Below are 21,727 nucleotides of genomic sequence, written 5' to 3'. Positions count from 1 at the left end.
TCCAATCCTCAATTGAAGCCGAGAAAACATGCAAATTCATCGACTGGCGCTCTGGGCATCAAACGAGGTTCAATGGCGTTGCCGTCCTCCTCAAAGCCCATGGAAATTCCACAAACGACCATTTCCGCATCTGCAATGGGGAGAAGTGTCCGCAATAGCTTGTGGTACTTCGCGAACGTTTCCTGAGGGCAGCTGCTCAGGCCACGCCCTTTTGCACTCAGCATGATATTCTGCAGGAACATTCCCAGATCCAGCCAGCTGCCCTGTTCCAGACGTCGATCAATCGTCACGATGAGACCGACCGGAGCGCCGAAGAATCCATAGTTCTTGCCGGTCTGTCGTGCACGTCCCGTCATGTCGGCCTGCTCGATTCCCAGTGATCCGTAGAATATTCTGCCGAAGTCCTTCTTCCGGGAAAGATAGGGTTCCGGCAGCTCTTCCGCATAATAGGCATACTCGGAAGCGTAGCTGTCTTTCTCAGTTTCATGCGCCAGGAGGAGAGTCGAGCCGATCTTGTGCTGAATTTCGCCGGAAACCACATAAACCCGCCAAGGCTGGATGTTCGCTCCACTCGGCGCGTGCCGCGCGGCATCGAGGATTTCGCGTACCAGCTCCTCCCCAACCGGCTCGGTCCTGAATTTTCGCGTCGAGGTCCTCGACCGGATGACGTCGTCGATCGAAGCATGATCACGATCCCGAACCCGAAGGGTCGCTCGTTTTTCACTGAGAGGTCTCAACCTGTACGGCTCCAAAAATGCCTGCACTAACGGGGCAATGCTCCTTCGGATTTGCCACCCGGATCGATCACTCAGAAGTGAATAGTACGCATTACCCAAATGCGGCACTCTCATCACGAGCATGAAGCGACTACAACTTCCTGTTTATTAAAGATAAAATTCCAGGGAACGATCAAAGCCCCAAGTTTGACGCTAATCATCACAAGACGATAGGTCGCTGCAGATCTTTTCTGCATGGGGATACGGAATGTCGGTACGCGTACTTATGATCAGCGGGAGCCTCCGGGCAGGGTCTTACAACTCGGCACTCCTCCGCCTGCTCCCGTCGCTCGCACCTGCATCGTTTGCGATGGATACCGCGCCGTCCTTTGCTGAATTTCCATTCTATGACGCCGATGAACATCAGCGCGCCGGGACACCCGAAGCAGTCCTCGCGCTGGCGGAAGCCATTCGCCGCTCCGACGGAGTGGTAATTGTGAGTCCAGAATATAACTGGACCATCCCGGGAGCGCTGAAGAATGCTTTCGACTGGCTTTCGCGAGTCGAGAATCAGCCGCTGAAAGGAAAGGCTGTTGCTCTTCAGTCCGCGAGCGCCGGCCCGCTCGGTGGAGCGCGAATGCAATATCACATGCGGATGATGCTGACCTTTCTTGAGGCCAATCTGGTAGCGACGCCCGAGATTTTCGTGGGTCTGGCGCCAAGCAAGTTCAGCGAGGATCGTTCGCAGCTTCTCGATGGCACCTTGCGTACCATGATCGAAGCTCAGTTGCGAAAGCTGGAGGATGTCATCCGCATGACGAACTGGGCGAATGCGCCTGACAATCACGCGATATCCGGCTGACGAAATTGACCGGCCGCTCGGTCTGACGCGACAGAGGGAAACTGACTTGAGCGAAGCTTATATCTGCGGGGCCGTGCGCACCGCCATCGGACGCTATGGCGGAAGTCTGTCCAGTATTCGGATCGACGATCTCGCTGCGGTGCCGCTCTCCGCTCTCAAGTCCGAGTGGCCGCTTATCGATGGAAATGTCGATGAGGTAATTCTTGGCTGTGCCAATCAGGCAGGCGAGGACAACCGTAACATCGCACGTATGTCGGCTCTGCTTTCTGGTCTTGGCGAGCAATGCCCGGGTACGACGGTCAACCGGCTTTGCGGTTCGGGGATGGACGCTGTCATCCTTGCTGCTCGCGCGATCAAGACAGGAGAAGCAAATCTGATAGTGGCCGGCGGTGTGGAAGGCATGTCTAGGGCGCCATTCGTCTTGCCAAAAGCGGAAAGCGCGTTTTCGCGCGCCAACGTGATCCATGACACCACCATAGGCTGGAGGTTCGCAAATGCCCTGATGAAGGAGCGATACGGAACCGATTCCATGCCGGAGACCGCCGAAAACGTCGCGCACGAGTTCGGTATAAGCCGAGACGACCAAGACACCTTCGCCTTGGAAAGCCAGCGTCGTGCGGCTACCGCCCAAATAAGTGGGCGGCTTTCACTGGAAATCGTACCGGTGAGGGTCGCTGGGCCAAAGGGCACAGAACTAAAATTCGAGCATGATGAACATCTTCGTGCGACTACAATCGAGCGGCTAGCGGCATTGAAGCCCATCGCCGGTGATGGCGGGACAGTAACCGCCGGCAATTCGAGCGGCATCAACGACGGGGCTGCCGCAATCGTTGTGGCCAGCAAGGCAGCAGTTGACTCCTACGGGCTTGCGCCGCGGGCGAAAATCCTCGGGGCAGCTGTCGCGGGAGTGGCACCCCGCATCATGGGGATCGGGCCCGCGCCAGCGAGCCAGAAACTCCTTGAGCGGTTCGGCATCCCATTGAGCTCGATCGATGTGATCGAGCTCAATGAGGCATTCGCGAGCCAGAGTTTGGCGGTCCTGAGGCTACTCGGCCTTCCCGACTGTGCCGACCACGTCAATCCGAACGGTGGAGCAATCGCGCTGGGCCACCCCCTTGGGATGTCCGGCACGCGGCTCGTACTCACAGCGACTGAGGAACTCATTCGCAGCGGTGCACGCAAGGCTCTCTGCACAATGTGCGTCGGAGTCGGTCAAGGCGTCGCAATACTGCTCGAAAAAATCTGAGGCGGCCGGGCGTCGAAATTAGAAAGTAGGCATGATCGCGTGGCCTCGCTGTATCCGCACCTTAGTCGATCGACTTGTATGGCGTTCGCCGACTACCCCGTCACGGCTTCGAGTAGCCTACAGTCGAGAGGCGTCCTTGTCGCTTTGGTGCAGGCCGCCTCCTGCGGCATGAGCTTCGGTTCTCATTCCCTGAGACACCGTAGGGGGACTTCGACCGCACCAGTGATCACCTGGGCAAGCAGATCGACTGCAAGGACGGCGTCTTCTCTAGCCTCCGCAGCGCTTGCTCGCCAGGTGCTTCATCCGCTGTTGACGGTTCGGGTGGCCGTCCATCCTGGCGACGTAACTAAGGATTCGGTCCTCTCCAGTATTGAAACAACGCTGAGATGCTTTGCCAAAAGCCGCCAAGCCAGAAGTTATCAGTCACTTCTGACCGCGCCTCGCGTGGAATGAATGTCGAAGGAGTTCCGATGCCTTTCGACATTCGCCAACTCCGATTTGCCATTGCAGCAGCCGATCACGGCAGCTTATATCGCGCGTCGCGGGCGCTAGACGTCGAGCAATCCACCCTGAGCCGCGCCATCCTGAAGCTGGAGCGGGTGATCGGCGGCAGAATTTTCAATCGCTCGCAAGCGGGCGTCACCATGACCCTTGCCGGCGCGCAGTTCATCCGCGCGGCGCGACCGATGGTGGCGAACGCGGAAAAGATGGCGACAATGATGCGGGCGGCTGGTCAGGGCCGCGCCGGCGGGCTGATGATCGGGCACAACAGCGCGATTTCGGCCGGCCATCTGCGCGCGACGATACTGGGCTGGCGCGCGGCCCACCCCGACGTCGAGGTCGATGGCGTGGAGGCCGACCGGGGCGCATTGCTTGCCGGCCTCGATACGGGCGAGATCGACATCGCGATCCTGGTGGGCGAAGCGAACCACGCCGATTTCCGGCACGCGTCGTTCTGGAACGAGCGCGTGATGATCGCCCTGCCCGACAGTCATGTCCTGGCCGGGCGCGAGACCGTTCACTGGACCGATCTGCGTGGCGAGCGTTTCCTGCTGCCCGGCGCCGATCCCGGCCCGGAGATTCGCGACATACTGCTCGGCCGTCTGATGATGGCGGGCGAGCCTCCCGATATCAGGATGCACCAGGCGAGCCGGGAAGCGATACTGAGCGTGCTCGGCGGCGGGCTCGGTGTCTCGATCATCTGCGAGGGTGGGACCGGCGCGCGCTATCCCGACGTCGTCTATCGGCCCATCCTCGGCGAGCAGGGACCGGCGTTCGTCAGCTATTCCGGCTATTGGCGAGAGGACAACGGCAATCCCGCACTGCGGCGGTTCCTCGCCTTCGTGCGCGACCGCCATGCACTGTCGTTCGACATTCCGTGAACGCGCGAGACAGTGACATGCGACGTTAACAAGCCGGATCGCAACCAATGGCCGGCCTGATTTGCAACCGGAGAAAGGAGCGCGTCATGGCGCAAGGCAAGACACTCATCATCGTGCTGGTCACGCTGATCGTCGGGTTCGGAGCGGGTTTCGTGCTCCGGCCGGTAATCGCGCCGGTCGAGCAGGCGCAAGTCGTCGCGAGCCCGGCTCCCGCTGCTTCGCCGGCTGAGCCGCGCGGCAAGCAGTATTTTGCGGCGCATCTCGGCGAGGCCCGGCAGGTTCTGACGCAATGCGCGGAAGGCTCGGTGCGCGGCGACGAATGCTTCAATGCCGAGATGGCCGTCACGGAGGCGGACGGCAGGGCGCGGCACAAGCGGTTCTTCGGCAACTGAGGCGGGATTTACACCGCCTTCAACTCCCCTGCGCGCGATGCCGGCGAAAGGCGCGGTCGGTCGCCATGAACCGCTCCAGCATCGGCGCGACGAGTTTCTCCGGTGCGAACGGCTGTTGCCCGGTCTCCTTCGCGAGCGCGTCTGAATAGGCGACGAGATCGCGATGCACGGTGGCGGGCAACTCCACGGCGAGCTTGACGGGCTTGTCCTCCGGGATCGGCCCCAGCTTCAGTTTCGTCATCGTGTGCCTCCAACGGGCTCCAATACAAGGTCGCGGGTCAGGACGATCCTGAGCGGATGCCCCGGCCGGATGGTGAGTGTCGGTTGCACATTCAATTGCCGCCGCACGATCTGCTGGCCGGTCTGATTGATGGTGTCCTGCGAGCCGCGACGGAGCGCGCGAGTCAGGTCGTCCTCGCTGTCGGCCCCCAGCTCGGTCCCGACGCCGAGCAAGGTCGAGACCGCTGCGGCTTTCAGCAGATTGCCCCAATGCTGATTCACGCGGTCCTGCAAGCCGGCATAACCCGCCGCATCGGCGCCGGGCTGGCGCTCGAGAACGATAGAGTGGCCGTCCGGCATGATGAGCCGGTCCCAGGCGAGCAGCACGCGGGTCTGCCCCGCAGCAACCTCGCTGTCATATTCGCCGATCAGTCGCGCGCCCTGCGGAATGAGCAGGATGCGCCCTGTGGGGCTGTCATAGACGTTAGCCGTCACCTGGGCGGTGATCTGGCCGGGCAGGTCGGAGCGGATGCCGGTGATGAGTGCGGCGGGGATGATGCTGCCCGCCTGCACGATGTTGGGCGAAACCGGCGCGGTCAGCCGCTCGGCGCTGACTGTGCGCCGGTTGGCGGCCTGCGCCATGAACGCCCGCTTTCCGGCCTGATCGCCCTGCGCCGCTGAGCCGTCTTGCTGTTCCGGGAATTGCGGAGCGGAGGTGTCCGGCGCTGCTATCGCCAATCCGGGCAAGGATGGCATCGCGACGGCCCCGGCACCGCTTTGCCCAAGGAACACCGTGCTGGTGCGGGCGGCGTCGCGTTCCTGGGCGATGCGCTGGCGCGCAGCTTCGGCGGCCTGGGCGCGCGGATCGGGCTGCGCGCCGATCGGCGGCGCGGGCACGTCTTGCCCGCGCTGCTGCGCCGAGACGATCGGCCCGCCGAGATCGCCGGGGAGCGGCTTTCCGAGTTTCGGAACCTGGCCGTAATCCTTCGGCCCCGACGTGATGGTCTCCGCCGCGGCGCGGCTGTCGGTATTGTAGAGTTCCCTGGCCGCCTTCTCCCCTTTGGGCGCGAGCGCATAATAAAGCGAGCCGCCGATGCTCAAGCCGGCGACGACGCCGAGCGTGGCCAGCGCCTTCCTCGACAGGCGCATGACGCGCGGCGCCGGCCCGCGAAGCTGGAAGGCGGCGGGATTCGCGGATGCGGGTTGCGGGGATGCCTGCGGCGCGGCCGGCACAGATTGCTCACGTGCAGGCTGGACGGGCGTGGCGGCGGGATCGGCCATCACCGCCCCCTGCGGCGCGGTTCCGCGCCGTCGCGCACGATCCGCACGCGCCGCTCGCTGCGCCGGTCGCCCAGGCGCAGCTCGGCGGCGGTGAACAGCCGGTCCACCACCATGTAGCGGCCCTGCACGCGGTAATTGACCAGCTCGGCGTCGTCGGCCAGGCCGGTCACGAACAGCGGCGGCATCTCGCCCTGCGAGATCCCGGCCGGAAACTCGACGAACACCTGCCGGCCGTCGTCGAACGCACGGGCCGGACGCCAGGCCACGCGGTCGCCCTCGATCCGGTAGCGGAAATTGAGCGCGGCGAGGTCGAGTCCGCTCGCCACAGGGGCGGCGGATGCCGCGGCGGCGTTGGCCCCGCGCAAGGCGATCAGCGCGTCCTGCGGATAGGTCCACGATACCGACGCCATGTAGGTCGAAGCCGTCGCGCGCAGCTCCAGATGATAGGTGCGCCGGGAAGTGTTGATGATGAGGTTCGTGAAAAGGTCGGGCCGCGTCGGCTTCACGAGGATATGCACGCGCGCCGTCGCGCCGCTGCCGCTCACCGTGTCGCCGATGATCCACCTGACCGTATCGCCGGCCGCGACCGGCCCCGGCCCCACGAGCTGCTCGCCTTCCTGCAAGGCGATGTCCGTCACCTGTCCGGGCGCGGCATAGACCTGATAGAGCGCACCTTCGGTCCATGGATATTGCTGGATCGCGTTCACATAGCCGTCGCGGGTGGGCTGGATGCGCGCGGCGGCGTTGGCTGCCCCGACGCGGCGGCGCGGATCGGCGGGCTCGGAAGTCGCCGCTCCGGCCGCGACCGGCTTCAATTGGCCGGGGAGCGGCAGAGGTTCGGGGATCGTCACCACCTCGACGGGGCGCGGCGGTTCCGCGGCCGGCGTCGCCGCGATCTCGCGCGGCGGATCGTCGTAGGCTATGGAGGGCGGCTTCGCCGATGTGGTGGCGCAGCCGGCGAGCGCGGTGGCGGAGACAAGCAGGACCGCCGAGGCGGAACGGCGAAATGGCGTGTGCGTCATTGCGACAGCTCCCTTGACCAATTCAAAGCGTTGACGAAGACGCCGAGCGGGTTCTTGCGCAGGGCGTCGGGCGTGCGCGGCGGCTGCACGACGACGGTGAGGATCGCGGACCAGCGTTCGGTGGCGGCGAGGCTACCGTCCTGATAGCGCCGCTCGATCCAGGCCACGCGGAAGCTGTCGGGCGATGCCCGGATCACGCTCGACACGTCCACCGCGACCTGCACCCGGCCGACATTGGCGAAGGGGTCGTTGGCGCGGGCGTAGTCGTTGAGCGCCACCGCTCCCCGATCGGTCGTGAAGTCGTAGGCGCGCAGCCAGTTCTGGCGGACGATAACCGGATCGGCCGGGATCGCTCTGACCTGCTCGATGAAGCGGGCGAGATGGAACGCGATCTGCGGGTCGGTCGGGCGGTAGCCGGCTTCGGCCGGGGCGACCGCCTGCGCTTCACCCAGCCGATCGACCTCGACCACCCAGGGAACGATGTGGCCGCGGGCGGATTGCCAGACGAGGCCGGCGGTGAGCCCGCCCGACAAGGCAAGCGCGCCGAAGAAGGCGAGGCGCCAGTTCCTGGCCTGCACGCGGGCGGAGCCGATGCGGTCGTCCCAGACCTGCGCTGCGCGCTGATAGGGCGTGGCGGGCTCGGGGGTCTCGCCGTAGCGGATGGTGGGTCGTCGGAACATTTCGGATCATTCCCTTTCCTTGACGTCGGGACCGGCGCCGCCGCCGTGGCTGTCGCCGGCCTTCATCGTGTGGGCGAGCACGGTCGCGCCGTGACTGGCGGACTGGCGGTTCTTCATGGCCAAGGCCCATGCGGGCTGAGCGGAAGCCGGGGCTGCGGGCGCGGAGCTTCCCGATGCGGGCGCAGCACCGAGGCCGGCGCGGGCGCCCGTGCGGAAGTTATCCTTCATGGATGCGCCGGCTTTTCCGGCCATCCGGCGCAGCGGCGAGAACGCGGCACTGGCAGCGCCACTCGCCACCTTCTGTCCGACAGCGGCCATGCCGCCCGCCACCGCGCCCGCGCCGCTCCTGCCGAACGAGCCGACGCTGTAAGCGCCCGCTGCGCCGCCAGCCATGCGCGCGCCGCCTCGTGCGGCGGCGCCGGTCATCCGGCCGGTCGCGCCTATGGTCGAGGCGGCAGCGCCCAGGCCCAGCTTCGCGGCGGCTGCGCCACCGACCAGCGCGCCGCCTGCCGCCAGCACGGTTCCGGCCGCTGCGCCCGCGCCGAGCTGCGGGCCGCCCGAGACGATGCCGTTGGCGATGCCGGGGCCGAAGATCGACAGGCCGAGCAGCGACAGCGCGCCGAGCGCGATTCCCAGAACCTGCCGCGCGTTGGGCTCGGGTCCGATCGTGACCGTGAACGTGCTGAACAAGGTCGTGCCGATCCCGATGATGACGGCGAGCACGAGCACCTTGATCCCGCTGGAGACGATATGCCCCAGCACCTTTTCGGCCATGAACGAGGTGCGGTTCCAGAAGGCGAACGGGAGCAGGACGAACCCGGCCAGCGTCACCAGCTTGAACTCGATCAGCGTCACGAAGACCTGCCCGGCCATGAAGAAGAAGGCGAGGATGACGATCAGGTAGGACAGCAGCAGCACGACGATGATCGCGAGATTCGCGAATACCGCCCACAGGCTGCTGAACGCCTCGGCCGCGTCGATCAGCGGCTGCGCCGCATCCAGCCCTTTGGCGGCAATGGTGCTCGGCTTCATGAACTCGCCGATTGTCAGCGTGCCGCCGCTCGCTTTGAGGCCCAGCCCGGCGAAGCTCTCGAACACGATCGTCGCAAGCGACTGGAAATTGCCGATGATGAAGGCGAAGGCGCCGATATAGAGGGTTTTCCTGACCAGCCGCTGGATCACGTCCTCGTCGGCGCCCCAGGCCCAGAATAGCCCGGCGATGGTCACGTCGATCGCGATCAGCGTCGACGATAGGAAGCCGACCTCGCCGCCAAGCAGGCCGAAGCCGGAATCGATGTAGGTGGAGAAGGTGTCGAGGAAGGTATCGACGATGCCGGTATCGCTCATGGCGCGGTGCTCCCGGCCTGATCGGCGACAAAGTTGCCGGGCAGCTCCGGCCGGATAGCCTCGTTCGCCCGGCTGCCATCGCTGCCCGCGCTATTGTAGGCGGCGGGGAGCGATGCATTCCCGGCCGTCGCGGGCGCGTCGCTATCCTTTCCGAAGAAGCGGCGGCGGTTCGCCGCCCATGCCTGCTCGCACCCGGAATCCGGCATGGTGAGCGAAGCGCAACGCTCCAGTTCGCGCGTCAGCCGCTTCTGTTGCTCTCCCTGCTCAATGGTAGGAAGGACCGCGCCGAGGGGCGGGTCGTTCGGTTCACGCAAGCCAGCAAGCGCGACGGCCAGCATGATGCCGCCGAGCGCTGCGACACCGGCGATCTTGGCGTTGCGGGACATTGGCAGGGCTCCCCGTCAGTTGCGGCCGAAGAAGCGGCGGAAGCGTTCGCGCCCTTCCGCCTCGATCGCGGCCTGTCGCGCGGCGTCGAGCGACTGCGCCCGGCCTTGCGCGGCGACGGCGGCGGTGAGGTCGGCGAGCTGCTGCGATTGCAGGGCGAGAAGCTGGTTGCCCGCCTGCGCCGCCTGGAGCGCGCCGGTCGCGGACTGGCTGGCCGTGACCAGGCTGTTCATCGTGGTGCGGGCGTCGTCGATATTGCCGACCACGCCCGCCTGCACCTGCAAGGCGTCCTGGAACGCGCCGACGCTGTCCTCCCAGCGCGCATTGGCGTTGGCGATCATCTGCGCGTTGGTGCCGGTGAGCGCGGTTCCCTTGTAGCGGCCCTCGAACGCCTGCTGGATGTTCCGAACATCGTAGGCGATGCGCTGGGCCTGTCCGAGCAGCTGCTGCGTCTGCCGGACCTGCTGCTGGAGCGTGTCGACCGTCGAGAGCGGCAGCGAAGCGAGATTGCGCGCCTCGTTGATGAGGCTGGTCGCCTGCTGCTGGATTTGCTGAATCTGGTTGTTGATCTGTTGCAGCGACCGGGCGGCGGTCAGCACGTTCTGCGCGTAGTTGGTGGGATCATAGACAATCCCGCCGAACTGCGCGTGCGCTGGTGCGGACGCGGTGATGCCGATGATGCTCGACGTGGCGAGAACGCCGGCCGTAAGGGCGCGGCGCAGGATGGTGGACTTCATAGGGGCAACTCCTGGTGGGGGTGGCGATGGGCTTCAGGAAGAAGCTCGACGGCCCAGGCGCAGCCGCGATGCCGCAGCCATTCGGCGGCAAAGGCGTCTACGCCGTGGGTTTCGATGATCCCGGCGATGGCGAGCTGGTCTGTCTTGGAGGAGGAGGCGGCGAAGGCCAGCGCGACCTCACCCAGCCCCAGCTCGAACAGGCGGTTGCCGCGCCGCGACTGGCAGTAATAATCGCGCTTGGGCGTCGCCCGGCTGAGGATTTCGATCTGCCGCGCGTTGAGCCCGAACCGCTCGTAGATCACCGCGATCTGCGGCTCGGCCGCGCGCTCGTTGGGCAGGAGGATGCGCGTCGGGCAGCTCTCGACGATGGCGGGCGCGATCGGGCTGCCCTCGATCTGGGCGAGCGACTGGGTGGCGAAGATGACGCTCGCATTCTTCTTGCGCAGCGTCACCAGCCATTCCGATAGCTGTTTGGCGAAGGCCGGCGATCCCAGCGCCAGCCAGCCTTCGTCGATGATGACGAGCGTGGGGCTGCCGTCGAGCCGGCCGGCGACGCGGTGGAACAGATAAGAGAGCACGGCCGGCGCCGCGCCGCTTTCCATCAATCCTTCGGTCTCGAACGCCTGGATCGCCGCGTCGCCGAGCCGTTCGCTCTCGGCGTCGAGCAGTCGGCCCCAGGCGCCACCCACGCACCACGGCGCCAATGCCTGCTTGAGCTGCTGGCTCTGGAGGAGAACGGCGAGCCCGGTCAGGGTGCGTTCCGCGACCGGCGCGGTGGCGAGCGAGGTCAGCGCCGACCAGAGATGGTCCTTCGCCTGCGGATCGACGGTGACGTTCTCGCTGGCGAGGATCGCGGCCAGCCATTCGGCGGCCCAGGCGCGCTCGGCCGGATCGTCGATCCGGGCGAGCGGCTGAAGCTGGACACCATCGCCGGCCTCGTCGGCGAGCATTCCGCCCAAATCCTGCCAGTCGCCGCCCATGCCGAGCGCGGCGGCGCGGATGCTGCCGCCAAAGTCGAACGCGAAGACCTGCGCCCCCGCATAGCGGCGGAACTGCATCGCCATCAGCGCGAGCAGCACCGACTTGCCCGAGCCGGTCGGCCCGACGATCAGGGTGTGGCCGACATCGCCGACGTGGAGGGAAAACCGGAACGGGGTCGAGCCTTCGGTCCTCGCGTAGAGCAAAGGGGGCTGTCCGAAATGCTCGTCCCGTTCCGGCCCCGCCCATACCGCTGACAGGGGGATCAGGTGGGCGAGATTGAGGGTGGAGACCGGGGGCTGGCGGACGTTGGCGTAGGTGTGGCCCGGAAGTGAGCCGAGCCACGCTTCTATGGCGTTCATCCCCTCGGGGATCACCGTGAAGTCGCGGCCCTGGATGATCTTCTCGGCCAGCCGCAGCTTCTCGGCGGCAATCGCGGGATCGCGATCCCACACCGTCACCGTGGCGGTGACATAGGCCATGCCGGCATAGTCGGCGCCCAGCTCCTGCAGGGCGGTGTCGGCGTCCAGGGCTTTGTTGGAGGCGTCGCTGTCGAGCAGCGTCGATGCCTCGTTGGTCATGACTTCCTTGAGGATCGCCGCGACGCTCTTGCGCTTGGCGAACCACTGGCGGCGGATGCGGGTCAGCAGCTTCGTCGCATCGGTCTTGTCCAGCATGATCGCCCGCGTCGACCAGCGATACTCGAAAGCGAGCCGGTTCAGCTCGTCGAGCAGGCCGGGAAAGGTGACGCTGGGGAATCCGGTGATGGTGAGCGTGCGGAGATGATGGTCGCCCAGACGGGGTTCGAGCCCGCCGGTCAGCGGCTCGTCGGCGAGCAGCGCATCGAGGTGCATCGGCGTCTCGGGCACGCGCACGCGCTGGCGACGGGTCGAGATCGTGCTGTGCAGCCAGGTCAGCGTCTCGGCGTCATCGAGCCAGCGGACCTCGGGCACGAAGCCCTCGACCAGATTGAGAACGCGATCGCCGCGGTCGGTGAAGCCCTTGAGCAACTCCCACGGATCGACGCCCGTGCCGGAACGGCCTTCATAGAGCCAGGTTTCGGCGCGGGCGGCGTCCTCGGCCGGGGGCATCCAGAGCAGCGTCAGATAATAGCCGCTCTCGAAATGCGCGCCTTCCTCGCGGAACTGCTCCCGGCGTTCCATGTCGACCAGCGCCGAGACGGGATCGGGGAAATCGGATTCCGGGTAGTCGAGCGCGGGCGTGCGCTGCGCCTCGACGAAGATCGCCCAGCCCGAGCCCAGCCGGCGCAGCGCATTGTTGAGCCGCGCGGTGGTGGCGACCAGCTCGGCCGGCGTCGCGCTGTCAAGATCGGGGCCGCGAAACTTCGCCGTCCTCTGGAAACTCCCGTCCTTATTCAGAACGACGCCCTCGCCGACCAACGCGGCCCAGGGCAGGAAGTCGGCCAGATGCGCGGCGTGGTTCCTGTATTCGCGCAGGCTCATCATGGCCGCATCCACGTCGGATAGCGGAGGTGGCGGCGGGCCACGTCCACGAATTGCGGGTCGCGCCGCGCCGCCCAGACCGAGAGCGCGTGACCGATGGCCCAGAGGGCGAGGCCCGCGATCCAGAGGCGCAGGCCCAGGCCGATCGCGCCCGCCAACGTCCCATTGACGATGGCGAGCGAACGCGGGGCGCCACCGAGCAATATCGGCTCGGTCAGCGCCCGATGGACCGGCGCGAAATAGCCCGCGATGGGCTCGCCGTGATCGGCCGCGCCCGTCATGCGATCAGCGCCCCGCCGCCGAACGAGAAGAAGCTCAAAAAGAAGGAGCTGGCCGCGAACGCGATACTGAGGCCGAACACGATCTGGATCATTCGCCGCGCCCCGCCCGACGTATCGCCGAAGGCCAGGGTCAGGCCGGTCACGATGATGATCATCACCGCGATGATCTTGGCAACCGGCCCCTCGATCGATTCGAGGATGCTTTGCAGCGGCGCTTCCCACGGCATCGACGATCCGCCCGCATGGGCGGGCATCGCGTAGAGCAGGCCAGCGGCGGTGATGCCGATATGGCCGAGGCGGTCGAGCATGGTGCCGCCGAGCAGGCGGCCCTTCATGGTCCTGATGGGCTTGGCGTCGTTGGTCATGGCAGGTCTCCGGTCTGGGGGGTGATGAGCGGCGTGAGGCGGTAGTCGCCGGTCGCGGCGTCGAGCCCTTCGACGCGGGCCAGTTCGGCGAGACGGCGGCCGTGCCCGTCGCGGACCAGCACGGCGATAAGGTCGATGGTCTCGGCCAGCAGCGCGCGGGGGACCGTGACGACGGCCTCCTGGATGAGTTGCTCCATGCGGCGCAGCGCGCCGATCGCGGTCCCGGCGTGGATGGTGCCGATGCCGCCGGGGTGCCCGGTGCCCCAGGCCTTGAGGAGGTCGAGGGCCTCCGCGCCGCGCACCTCGCCGATGGGGATACGGTCGGGACGCAGGCGCAGGCTGGACCGCACGAGATCGGACAGCGAGACGACGCCATCCTTGGTCCGCATGGCGACAAGGTTCGGCGCGGCGCACTGAAGCTCGCGCGTGTCCTCGATCAGGACGATGCGATCAGTCGTCTTTGCGACCTCGGCCAGGAGCGCGTTGACCAGCGTGGTCTTGCCGCTGCCGGTGCCGCCCGCCACGAGGATGTTGGCGCGGGCCGAAACAGCCTGCCGGAGCGTGTCCGCCTGGGCGGACGACATGATGCCGGCCGCGGCATAGTCGCCCAGCGTGAACACCGCGACGGCCGGCTTGCGGATCGCGAAGGCCGGGGCGGCGACGACAGGCGGCAGCAGCCCCTCGAACCGCTCCCCTCCTTCGGGTAGTTCGGCCGAGACGCGCGGGGACCGGGCATGGACCTCGACGCCGACATGGTGCGCGACCAGGCGCACGATGCGCTCGCCATCCGCCGCGCCGAGCATCATGCCGGTGTCGCCGATGCCTTCGCCCAGCCGGTCGACCCACAGCCGGCCGTCCGGGTTCAGCATCACCTCGATCACGGCGGCATCGTCGAGCCAGGCCGCGATCGACGGCCCCAGCGCCGTGCGCAGCATCCGCGCGCCGCGCATGTTCGCTTCGGATCGGATCGACTGGACGGACAAGGAACGGCCCCTGAATTGGGCCGGGCGAACCGCCGCCCGGCGTCAGGGGCACATCAAGAGAGACAGGAAATCGCGCGGGGCAACAACTATGTCAGGGCGTAGTAGTGACGGCGGTAGATAAGTGCGCGTTGCGGTCGGACACTTTCGGCGCCGCTCTCCGCCCGCGCTATTTTCGCGAACATAGCTGGCCGAGTCGCGCATGGCCGGCCCCGATTGGTTCGCACACTGTCATGTGTCGGCTGAGCCGCCGTCACGACCTGCAATATCCTCCGGTATCTCATCGAGCAGGCTCTTGCCGCTGGCGTAGCGCCGGCCGAGCGTCTCGACAAAACCCTCATAGCGCTTGCGCCCCTTGACCTGGGCCGCCGCCTGATCCTCGTCGGGCAGCGGTGGCGTGACCGCCAGCCAGAAACGCACGAACAGCGCCAGCGCCTCGGTGGTGAGGCCGGTGTTGCGTTCGAGCCGCTGAACCTGGCGCGAGAGACGGTCGAGCCGCCGCGCGAACGCGGCCTCCATCCGGTCGGCGCCGTCCGGCGACATCCAGGACGTAACGGCCGCTTCCACGATAGCCGAGCGCGAGATGCGGCGGCGGATCGCCAGCTCGCTCACCTGGCGGGCCAGTTCGGGCGGAAAATAGACGTTGAGACGGACGCGCATGGGAGCCTCCTACATTTCGATGCCGTCGTCGGGATCGAGCGACGCCTGCCGTGCGATGCCTTGCATCCGGCGCCGCGCCGCGGCCTGGCGCGCGGCGTCCTCGGGCTCGTCCTCGACGATGGAAAATTCCTGCGCGGGCGGTGCGGGCGCCGTCTCCTTCACGATGGCGACATGATCGGGAAGCTCGGGCTCGCGGCGCAGCCCGCTGTTGGCGGCATCCTCCTGGCGCCGGATGATCGCCGCGATCTCGGCGGGATCGGCCGTGGCGGCGAGCCCCGTCCAGTCGTGGGGACGGACCTCCCGCGGTGGCGATGCGGCCGGATCGGGCGGCGGCATGATCCGCGCGGCGAGACGGGGATCGGCATAATAGGCCGCCTTTTTCGCGCGGATCGGCTGGACGCCCGACACCATGACGATTTCCTCGTCGGGCGGCAGCTGCATGACTTCGCCCTGCGTCAGAAGCTGCCGGGCGGTTTCGGAGCGCGAGACCATCAGATGCCCGAGCCAGGGCGAGAGCCTGTGCCCGGCATAATTCTTCATCGCCCGCATCTCGGTCTTGGTGCCGAGCGCCTTCGACACGCGCTCCCCCGTTTTCTCGTTGTTGGTCGCGAAGCTCACCCGGACGTGGCAGTTGTCGAGAATCGCATTGTCCTGTCCGTAGGCTTTCTCGATCTGGTTGAGCGACTGCGCGATCAGAAAGGATTTCAGGCCATAGCCGGCCATGAACGCCAGCGCGCTCTCGAAAAAATCCAATCTCCCGAGTGCGGGAAACTCGTCGAGCATCAGCAGCAGGCGATGCCGGTTGCCCTGGTTCAGTTCCTCCGTCAGCCGCCGCCCGATCTGGTTGAGCATCAGGCGGATGAGCGGTTTGGTCCGCGAGATGTCGCTGGGCGGAATGACGAGGTAGAGCGTTGTTGGCAGTTCGCCCGCGACCAGATCCATGACGCGCCAGTGGCAGGCGCGCGTGACCTGGGCGACGACGGGATCGCGGTAAAGCCCTAGAAACGACATGGCGGTGCTGAGCACGCCCGAGCGTTCGTTGTCGCTCTTGTTGAGCAGCTCGCGCGCGGCCGAAGCAACCACCGGATGCACCCCGGCTTCGCCGAGATGCGGTGTCGCCATCATCGCGGCCAGCGTCTGTTCGATCGTGCGCGCCGGATCGGACAGGAAGGCCGCGACGCCGGCAAGCGTCTTGTCGGGCTCGGCGTAGAGCACATGCAGGATCGCGCCGACCAGCAGCGCATGGCTGGTCTTTTCCCAGTGGTTGCGTTTCTCCAACGAGCCTTCCGGGTCGACCAGCACATCGGCCACGTTCTGCACGTCGCGGACTTCCCACTGGCCGCGCCGCACCTCCAGCAGCGGGTTGTAGGCGTCCGACGCCGCGTTGGTCGGGTCGAACAGCAGGACGCGGCCATGCTGCGCGCGGAAGCCAGCGGTCAGCGTCCAGTTCTCGCCTTTGATGTCATGGACGATCGCCGACGCCGGCCAGGTCAGGAGCGAGGGCACCACCAGCCCCACGCCCTTGCCGCTGCGGGTCGGCGCGTAGCACAGCACATGCTCGGGACCGTCATGGCGCAGATAGGCGCGGCCCAGCTTGCCGATCACCACGCCGTCGTCGCCGAGCAGTCCGGCCGCGCGCACCTCGTCCTCGGTCGCCCAGCGCGCCGAGCCATAGGTTTCCGCGTTCTTCGCCTCGCGCGCACGCCACACCGACATGGCGATGGCGACCGCGACCGCCACGAACCCGCCCGACGCGGCGATATAGGCGCCGGTCTGGAAAATGCCGGGCGCATAGGCATCGAAGCTGAACCACCACCAGAAAAAGGCGTAAGGCGGATAGACCGGCCAGCCGAGCGCCATGAACCAGGGTTCGCCAAGCTCGGGCTGATATGCCAGCGCCGCCGCCGTCCATTGCGTGGCGCTCCAGATCGCGGCGAGCACGATCAGGAAGACGGCGATGATCTGGCCCCAGAGGATTTTGGTAGCGGGCATGGTTTATCTCCTTGTTCAGATGCCGAGGCCGCGCTTGCGGCCCAGCGACCAGCCGATGCCGCCGCCGTCGCGGGCGACGCCTGCGATCTGCCGGCCCAGCTGGCGTTCGAGGTCGTTCGACCAAGGCACGAGCCGGAAGCCCAACCCGTCGTCGATCATCGCGAAGCGGCCCGAGGCGAGCGCGAGGCGCTGGCGGCATGTCCCGGCGACCTTGTCGCCGGGACTGGTGGGGCGGTAGGCGAGTCCCGTCCGGCCCGCGATTTCGGCACCTGTCGCGTCCAGCTCGCGGCGGCGAAGCGTGTCGATCAGGTTGCCTTGCAGAACCACGCGGTTGCCGAAGCGGCGGGCCAGTCCTTCGCGCACGAGATGATCGGTGCGCTGGTCGAGCGCCTGCTGCACCTCCGATCCGAACCCGGCGGCCGTCACCGCACGGCGGCGCTCGATGAGACGATGATCAAGCCAGGTCGCGCCTGTCGCGTTCACCTGGGCGGCGAGGTCGAGATCGGATCGCGTCGCCAGGAACATCGTCGGCTTCGGATCGCCCGGCCGGCCGATAGCGCGCAGCTCGACGATGCCGCCGATATCCGGGCTGCGCTCCAGCGCCTCGATGCCCGGAAGCCGGACATGGTGGGTGCGCCCGTCGATGCCGTCGATCACGGCATAGGCCGAGCCATGCAGCTCGTCGTGCAGCCCCTTGTCGATCAACCGGCCGACGATGGGCTTTTGCGGCGCGGCGCTGACGATCTCGTAGCTGTCGAGCGGGCGCTGCAGGCCGCGATCGTTCAGCGCCTTGCCGATCGTGCGGATGATGTCGCCGCGCGTGCCCAGCTCGCGCAACCTGGCTTGCGCATCCGCCGCCAGTGCCCACTGACCGGGCGTGGCCTCGGCTGCGAGCCCCATCGTCTCCAGATGCTGCAAGCGGCCGATCATCAGGCGGCGGACCTGGGGATCGTCGGGTCCGGGCTGCTGGGGGCGCAAGTCGATGACGCCGAGTGCGTCCGCCGTGCGATCGATCTCAGCGTCGAGCCTGGTCCAGCGTTCGGCCGTCACCTCGCGTTCGAGCGCGCGCTGGATTTCATGCTCGGGCTTGGGGCCGAGTTCGGCATAGGCCAGTTCCTCGGCGCGCGAGCGCAGATTGTGGCTGATATACTCCCGGTTGATAACGAGGTCGGCCCCCTGGTCATCGACGCCGCGCACGAGCAGATGGACGTGGGGATTGTCGGTGTTCCAGTGATCGACCGCGATCCATTCGAGACGCGTCCCGAGATCGGCTTCCATCTGGCGAACGAGATCGCGGGTATATTCGCGCAGGTCGGTGAGGTCCGCCGCATCCTCGGGCGAGACGATGATCCTGAAATGATGCCGGTCGTCCTTGCAGCGATCGGCGAAGGCGCGGTCGTCGGCGCCGTCGCCATTGGCGTCGAACATCCGCGCGGGCGATCCGTCACGGGTGACGCCCTCGCGCTTGAGATAGGCGATGTGCGCGGAGAGCGGCGCCCTCGGCCGCCCGTTCCGGTGGAAGCGGGTGAGGGGCACGATCTTGACCAGCACGCGCCGGCCCGATCCGAACAGCCGGCTGCGCGCGAAGGACGTGCGGCCCCGGCCGAAGTTCGATTGCCCGACGCGCCGCGATCCGCCCCAGCCGCCCGTTCGCCGGCCTCCGCCGCTGCGCGCGGCGACGCGGAGCACCTGGACGACAAATCCTTGCGCCTTGCGGCCCTGGCCGGCTCCCCTGTTCCTGACCTTGCCCGGCCGGACGCGGAAATCCTCGTCCTCGCTCACGGCCGGGCTGCTTTCCGCCGAAAATGGCCTGTGGTGCCATTCGGCGCTTTGAAATGACTTGCTTTTTTCTTCCGAGCGGCACGCTCGCCGACCGACGCACCCGCGCCAAATCGTTGAAAGACAAAGGCTTTCAGCGAATTTGGGGTGCGCTTTCTATCTTGCCCTCGTCTGTCCCTGCCGTTTTCTCCCTCCCCAGCCTCACTTCTGCTTCGGATGGTCGAGGGTTTCGCGATGCCGATCATTGCGGTCGACCCGCGCGAGCGCGGGAGACGAACAGCGTGTCGGCCTGCCTCTCCGTTGGCGATGAAATGGCGTTATCTTCGCCGGGTGCTGGTCGGCCCGGCGGCGTTGGCACTGCACCAGTCGCGCTCCCCGGCTGCACAGCAACCGCATCCGAATCCGCGCTCGCCGTGCGCACGAACAACGCAGCGCGGCGCCAGGCGAATGGATCGGGCGAAGCGCTCACCGTCGTTTCAACTGCGTCCGACGTGCCGACAATCGACGTCAGTTTTGCGAGATAGGCGCGCGTCTCGGCGGGCAGCGGACGGCCGCGCGACAGGTAATCTTCGTAGCGTCCCGGCCCCGCATTATACGCCGCCAGCATCGCCGTCGCGCTGCCATAGCGGTCGAACATCGCGCGCAGATAGGCCGCGCCGGCCATGATGTTGTCGCGCACGTCATAGGGATCGCTCCCGAGACCGTGGCGGGCGCGCAGATTGGCCCAGGTCGCGGGCATGATCTGCATCAGGCCCATCGCCCCGGCCGATGAAACGGCGCGGGCATCGCCGTTGCTCTCGACGCGCATCACCGCCCAAATCCACGCTTCGGGGATGCCGAACCGGCGCGCCGCGTCGGCGACATGCCCGGCATAGGGATGACGCGCCACCGGCCGATCCGTCGCCGCGTCCTGCGCCGATGCCGCCACCGGGACGGCCCCGGCCGAAAGCAGACCGAGGGCGAGCGCCACCACCGATCCGACTCCGCTCCGCCGCCAGCCTGCCAGCGTGCTCGCTGCGGTAAAGGGTGCGCGCGGCGCGCCGGCCTTCGGCCGCCCTTGACCTTCGCTGCGCGCCCCGGCCGGCCTACGCCTGAGCGGGACGAAGGGATGAGACGGCTTTCCCGCGAACCAAGGGATGATGGACAAGCGCACGATCTCAGTCCTGCTCGCGCGGCTTCTGGGGCCGGTTCCAGCGCAGCGACCATGCCGATTTGTCATTGGTGTTCTGGAACAGCGCGGCGCGGATCGGCTGTGCGAACGTGGGATCGTCGATGCGCAGCGAGACGTAATCCCCGGCGCGTTCGCCGCTCTCGTTCCAGCCCGCGCCGATCTCCGGCCCGTCGCCGTCATCGCCGCGATGGACGCGCCAGTCCGGCGCCTTCTCGGCATCGCTCGGCTCGGCCGGAACGATGGAGATGCGGATGTCGAGCATCGCGCTTTCGAGGATGCCTTCAAAGCCATTGGCGGTGCGAATGAAGCTGCCGATCTGCATGGGAATCTCCTTTGGGTTGGCAGGGAAAAATCGGGTCAGCGCCAGGTGAGCGGCGCGTCGGGGGTCTGTCGGGTGAGGATCGGGATCGCGCGGCCGAGCACGGCGGAGGCGCGGAGCGGCCCGAAATAGCGGCCGTCCAGGCTGTCGGGATGATCGGGATTGAGCAGCAGCAGTTCGCCCGCCGCGAGCGTGCGGCAGCCCTGCCAGACCGGCAGCGGACGGCCGATTCGGTCGCGCATCAGCGCGACAGCGACGGGCCGTCCCTCGACGCTCACCGCGACACCGATCCGGCACACATGCTGCCCGGCCTTGGCGGCGACATGCTTCAACAGCGGCACGTTCCTGCCGAGATAGCCGCGCTCGGCCATCCAGCGGCCAAGCCGCTCGGGCGGCGCGACCGCGACCAGCGCGCCGCGCGGCGGATCGCGGTCCGGCTCGATCCGATAGAGGCCGAGCGGCGCGCTCGCGCTGGCGTTCCAGACGACGCGCGGCAGCGGATCGGTGATCGCGATGACGGCGAACGCGATAGCGAAAGCCGATGCCGTGATCGCTGTGGCGCGGACGTAGAAGTGGCGCGTCATCCTTCGATCTCCCGGCGCTTGAGCCAGGCGCGATGACGCTCCAGCGTGTAGAGACGCGGCTGATGTCCGGCGGCGATGCGGTTGTGGACGTGGCGCCAATGATCGGGGGCGGCGTCGCACGGGTCGACGCCGGCCGCTTCGGTCGCGTCGATCGCGGCCAGCACCTGCTGGACCTTGGGCCAGCCCTCGATCTTGAGCAGGATCTCGCCGCCCGGCCGCACGAACGGCAGCGTCGTGAACGGCTCACCGGCTGCGACCGCGCGCACCACGTCGATGCGGGAGATGATCGTGCCGTAGTCGTTCGACGCCCAGCGGACGAACGCGAACACCGCCCCCGGCCGGAAGCTGACGATGCGGCGGCGGCGATCGACGATCTCGTCCTTGGCGACGCGGCCGAACCTGATCCAGTGCTCGATCCGCTTCTCGATCCACGTCAGTTCGACGCGGGTCAGGCCGTCGCCGGTGGCGGTCGGCAGGCGCATGGGTGACGGCGGCACAGTCATCGCCGGCTCCGGGCGATGGCCGAGTCGGCGCGCGGCATGAGGTCGTCCTGCCCCGGATCGGAGGTCGAATGCTTGATGCCGATGTCGGCCCAGGCGCGCAGGTCATCGACCGAATAGACGACGCGGCCGCCGATCCGGCGGTAGGCCGGGCCGGTCCCGAAATAGCGGTGCTTCTCCAGCGTTCGGCCCGAGAGGCCGAGAAAGCGCGCGGCTTCCGGCGTGCGCAGGAAGCGGGGCGGCAGGTTGGTGGGCGTATCGGACAAGTGACGGCTCCTGCGGGCAGTGGCGGCAGGAGGCGTAAATGACAGGCCGGACGCGGCCGGGTGGGGTATGAAGATGTGCGGCTCCACGGATCTGACCACCCCCTGCGAGGGTGCCACCGGG

The 21,727-nt window shown here is 67.0% G+C and carries 24 protein-coding genes; 4 read left to right on the top strand and 20 right to left on the bottom strand.

Annotated features, from left to right (window positions below):
* Positions 1-8: 8 nt before the first annotated feature.
* Entirely contained in the window at positions 9-764 is a 756-nt protein-coding gene (locus tag MU856_RS04825; protein ID WP_217482577.1) for a nitroreductase, read from the bottom strand.
* 220 nt (positions 765-984) lie between these two features.
* Between MU856_RS04825 and MU856_RS04820 the strand changes: the two genes are divergently transcribed.
* The 4 genes from MU856_RS04820 (at position 985) to MU856_RS04800 (ending at position 4,598) form a co-directional block, all read left to right on the top strand.
* On the top strand, positions 985-1,578 hold the full coding sequence (locus MU856_RS04820; RefSeq protein ID WP_155178440.1) for an NADPH-dependent FMN reductase: 594 nt from the start codon (positions 985-987) through the stop codon (positions 1,576-1,578).
* A 46-nt stretch (positions 1,579-1,624) separates the two neighbouring features.
* Positions 1,625-2,824 (top strand): 3-oxoadipyl-CoA thiolase, encoded by a 1,200-nt coding sequence (gene pcaF / locus MU856_RS04815; protein WP_155178438.1) that lies wholly within the window; start codon positions 1,625-1,627, stop codon positions 2,822-2,824.
* Positions 2,825-3,294: 470 nt separating this feature from the next.
* Entirely contained in the window at positions 3,295-4,206 is a 912-nt protein-coding gene (locus MU856_RS04805) for a LysR family transcriptional regulator (protein ID WP_174834971.1), read from the top strand.
* A gap of 86 nt (positions 4,207-4,292) precedes the next feature.
* The gene (locus tag MU856_RS04800; RefSeq protein ID WP_155178434.1) at positions 4,293-4,598 is read left to right on the top strand and encodes a hypothetical protein; all 306 of its coding nucleotides are present in this window, start codon (positions 4,293-4,295) and stop codon (positions 4,596-4,598) included.
* Between the two features lie 19 nt (positions 4,599-4,617).
* On the opposite strand, the gene MU856_RS04795 is transcribed toward MU856_RS04800, so the two are convergent.
* The 19 genes from MU856_RS04795 to MU856_RS04705 form a co-directional block, all read right to left on the bottom strand.
* The gene (locus tag MU856_RS04795; RefSeq protein WP_155178432.1) at positions 4,618-4,839 is read right to left on the bottom strand and encodes a DUF2274 domain-containing protein; all 222 of its coding nucleotides are present in this window, start codon (positions 4,837-4,839) and stop codon (positions 4,618-4,620) included.
* Positions 4,836-6,098: a TrbI/VirB10 family protein gene (locus MU856_RS04790; RefSeq protein WP_155178430.1), complete on the bottom strand. Its 1,263-nt coding sequence runs from the start codon at positions 6,096-6,098 to the stop codon at positions 4,836-4,838. Before MU856_RS04790 ends, MU856_RS04795 begins: the two co-directional genes overlap by 4 nt.
* Positions 6,098-7,120, bottom strand: a complete 1,023-nt coding sequence (trbG, locus tag MU856_RS04785) for a P-type conjugative transfer protein TrbG (RefSeq protein ID WP_155178428.1) — start codon at positions 7,118-7,120, stop codon at positions 6,098-6,100. Before trbG ends, MU856_RS04790 begins: the two co-directional genes overlap by 1 nt.
* A complete protein-coding gene (gene trbF / locus MU856_RS04780; protein ID WP_155178426.1) occupies positions 7,117-7,800 on the bottom strand; it encodes a conjugal transfer protein TrbF in 684 nt (227 codons plus the stop codon). The genes trbG and trbF overlap by 4 nt, the downstream gene beginning before the upstream one ends.
* 6 nt (positions 7,801-7,806) lie before the next feature.
* Entirely contained in the window at positions 7,807-9,147 is a 1,341-nt protein-coding gene (gene trbL / locus MU856_RS04775; protein WP_263588492.1) for a P-type conjugative transfer protein TrbL, read from the bottom strand.
* A complete protein-coding gene (gene trbK-alt / locus MU856_RS04770) occupies positions 9,144-9,533 on the bottom strand; it encodes a putative entry exclusion protein TrbK-alt (RefSeq protein WP_155178422.1) in 390 nt (129 codons plus the stop codon). Before trbK-alt ends, trbL begins: the two co-directional genes overlap by 4 nt.
* Positions 9,534-9,548: 15 nt before the next feature.
* Positions 9,549-10,268, bottom strand: coding sequence for a P-type conjugative transfer protein TrbJ (gene trbJ / locus MU856_RS04765; protein WP_155178420.1), 720 nt, complete (start codon positions 10,266-10,268; stop codon positions 9,549-9,551).
* On the bottom strand, positions 10,265-12,712 hold the full coding sequence (gene trbE / locus MU856_RS04760) for a conjugal transfer protein TrbE (RefSeq protein ID WP_155178418.1): 2,448 nt from the start codon (positions 12,710-12,712) through the stop codon (positions 10,265-10,267). Before trbE ends, trbJ begins: the two co-directional genes overlap by 4 nt.
* Positions 12,709-12,990, bottom strand: coding sequence for a VirB3 family type IV secretion system protein (locus tag MU856_RS04755; RefSeq protein ID WP_155178416.1), 282 nt, complete (start codon positions 12,988-12,990; stop codon positions 12,709-12,711). Before MU856_RS04755 ends, trbE begins: the two co-directional genes overlap by 4 nt.
* Entirely contained in the window at positions 12,987-13,298 is a 312-nt protein-coding gene (locus tag MU856_RS04750) for a TrbC/VirB2 family protein (protein ID WP_031290822.1), read from the bottom strand. The genes MU856_RS04755 and MU856_RS04750 overlap by 4 nt, the downstream gene beginning before the upstream one ends.
* Before the next feature lie 53 nt (positions 13,299-13,351).
* Positions 13,352-14,338, bottom strand: coding sequence for a P-type conjugative transfer ATPase TrbB (gene trbB, locus MU856_RS04745; protein ID WP_155178412.1), 987 nt, complete (start codon positions 14,336-14,338; stop codon positions 13,352-13,354).
* Between the two features lie 228 nt (positions 14,339-14,566).
* The gene (locus tag MU856_RS04740; RefSeq protein ID WP_155178410.1) at positions 14,567-14,995 is read right to left on the bottom strand and encodes a CopG family transcriptional regulator; all 429 of its coding nucleotides are present in this window, start codon (positions 14,993-14,995) and stop codon (positions 14,567-14,569) included.
* Positions 14,996-15,004: 9 nt separating this feature from the next.
* Positions 15,005-16,987 (bottom strand): conjugal transfer protein TraG, encoded by a 1,983-nt coding sequence (locus MU856_RS04735; RefSeq protein ID WP_155178407.1) that lies wholly within the window; start codon positions 16,985-16,987, stop codon positions 15,005-15,007.
* Between the two features lie 15 nt (positions 16,988-17,002).
* Positions 17,003-18,769: a relaxase/mobilization nuclease domain-containing protein gene (locus MU856_RS04730; protein WP_155178405.1), complete on the bottom strand. Its 1,767-nt coding sequence runs from the start codon at positions 18,767-18,769 to the stop codon at positions 17,003-17,005.
* Between the two features lie 238 nt (positions 18,770-19,007).
* Positions 19,008-19,739: a lytic transglycosylase domain-containing protein gene (locus MU856_RS04725; protein WP_263588491.1), complete on the bottom strand. Its 732-nt coding sequence runs from the start codon at positions 19,737-19,739 to the stop codon at positions 19,008-19,010.
* Positions 19,740-19,923: 184 nt separating this feature from the next.
* Positions 19,924-20,259 (bottom strand): DUF736 domain-containing protein, encoded by a 336-nt coding sequence (locus tag MU856_RS04720; protein ID WP_230188836.1) that lies wholly within the window; start codon positions 20,257-20,259, stop codon positions 19,924-19,926.
* A gap of 35 nt (positions 20,260-20,294) precedes the next feature.
* Positions 20,295-20,840: a S26 family signal peptidase gene (locus MU856_RS04715; protein ID WP_263588490.1), complete on the bottom strand. Its 546-nt coding sequence runs from the start codon at positions 20,838-20,840 to the stop codon at positions 20,295-20,297.
* On the bottom strand, positions 20,837-21,343 hold the full coding sequence (locus MU856_RS04710; protein WP_263588489.1) for a DUF2840 domain-containing protein: 507 nt from the start codon (positions 21,341-21,343) through the stop codon (positions 20,837-20,839). Before MU856_RS04710 ends, MU856_RS04715 begins: the two co-directional genes overlap by 4 nt.
* On the bottom strand, positions 21,340-21,606 hold the full coding sequence (locus MU856_RS04705; RefSeq protein WP_015459426.1) for a helix-turn-helix transcriptional regulator: 267 nt from the start codon (positions 21,604-21,606) through the stop codon (positions 21,340-21,342). Before MU856_RS04705 ends, MU856_RS04710 begins: the two co-directional genes overlap by 4 nt.
* Between the last annotated feature and the right edge of the window lie 121 nt (positions 21,607-21,727).

It is taken from the genome of Sphingopyxis sp. GC21, from assembly GCF_025727575.1.
In the GTDB taxonomy this organism is placed as follows: domain Bacteria; phylum Pseudomonadota; class Alphaproteobacteria; order Sphingomonadales; family Sphingomonadaceae; genus Sphingopyxis; species Sphingopyxis terrae_A.
The sequence above is the reverse complement of the archived record's forward strand: the minus strand, read 5'-3'. Positions and strand labels throughout refer to the sequence as shown.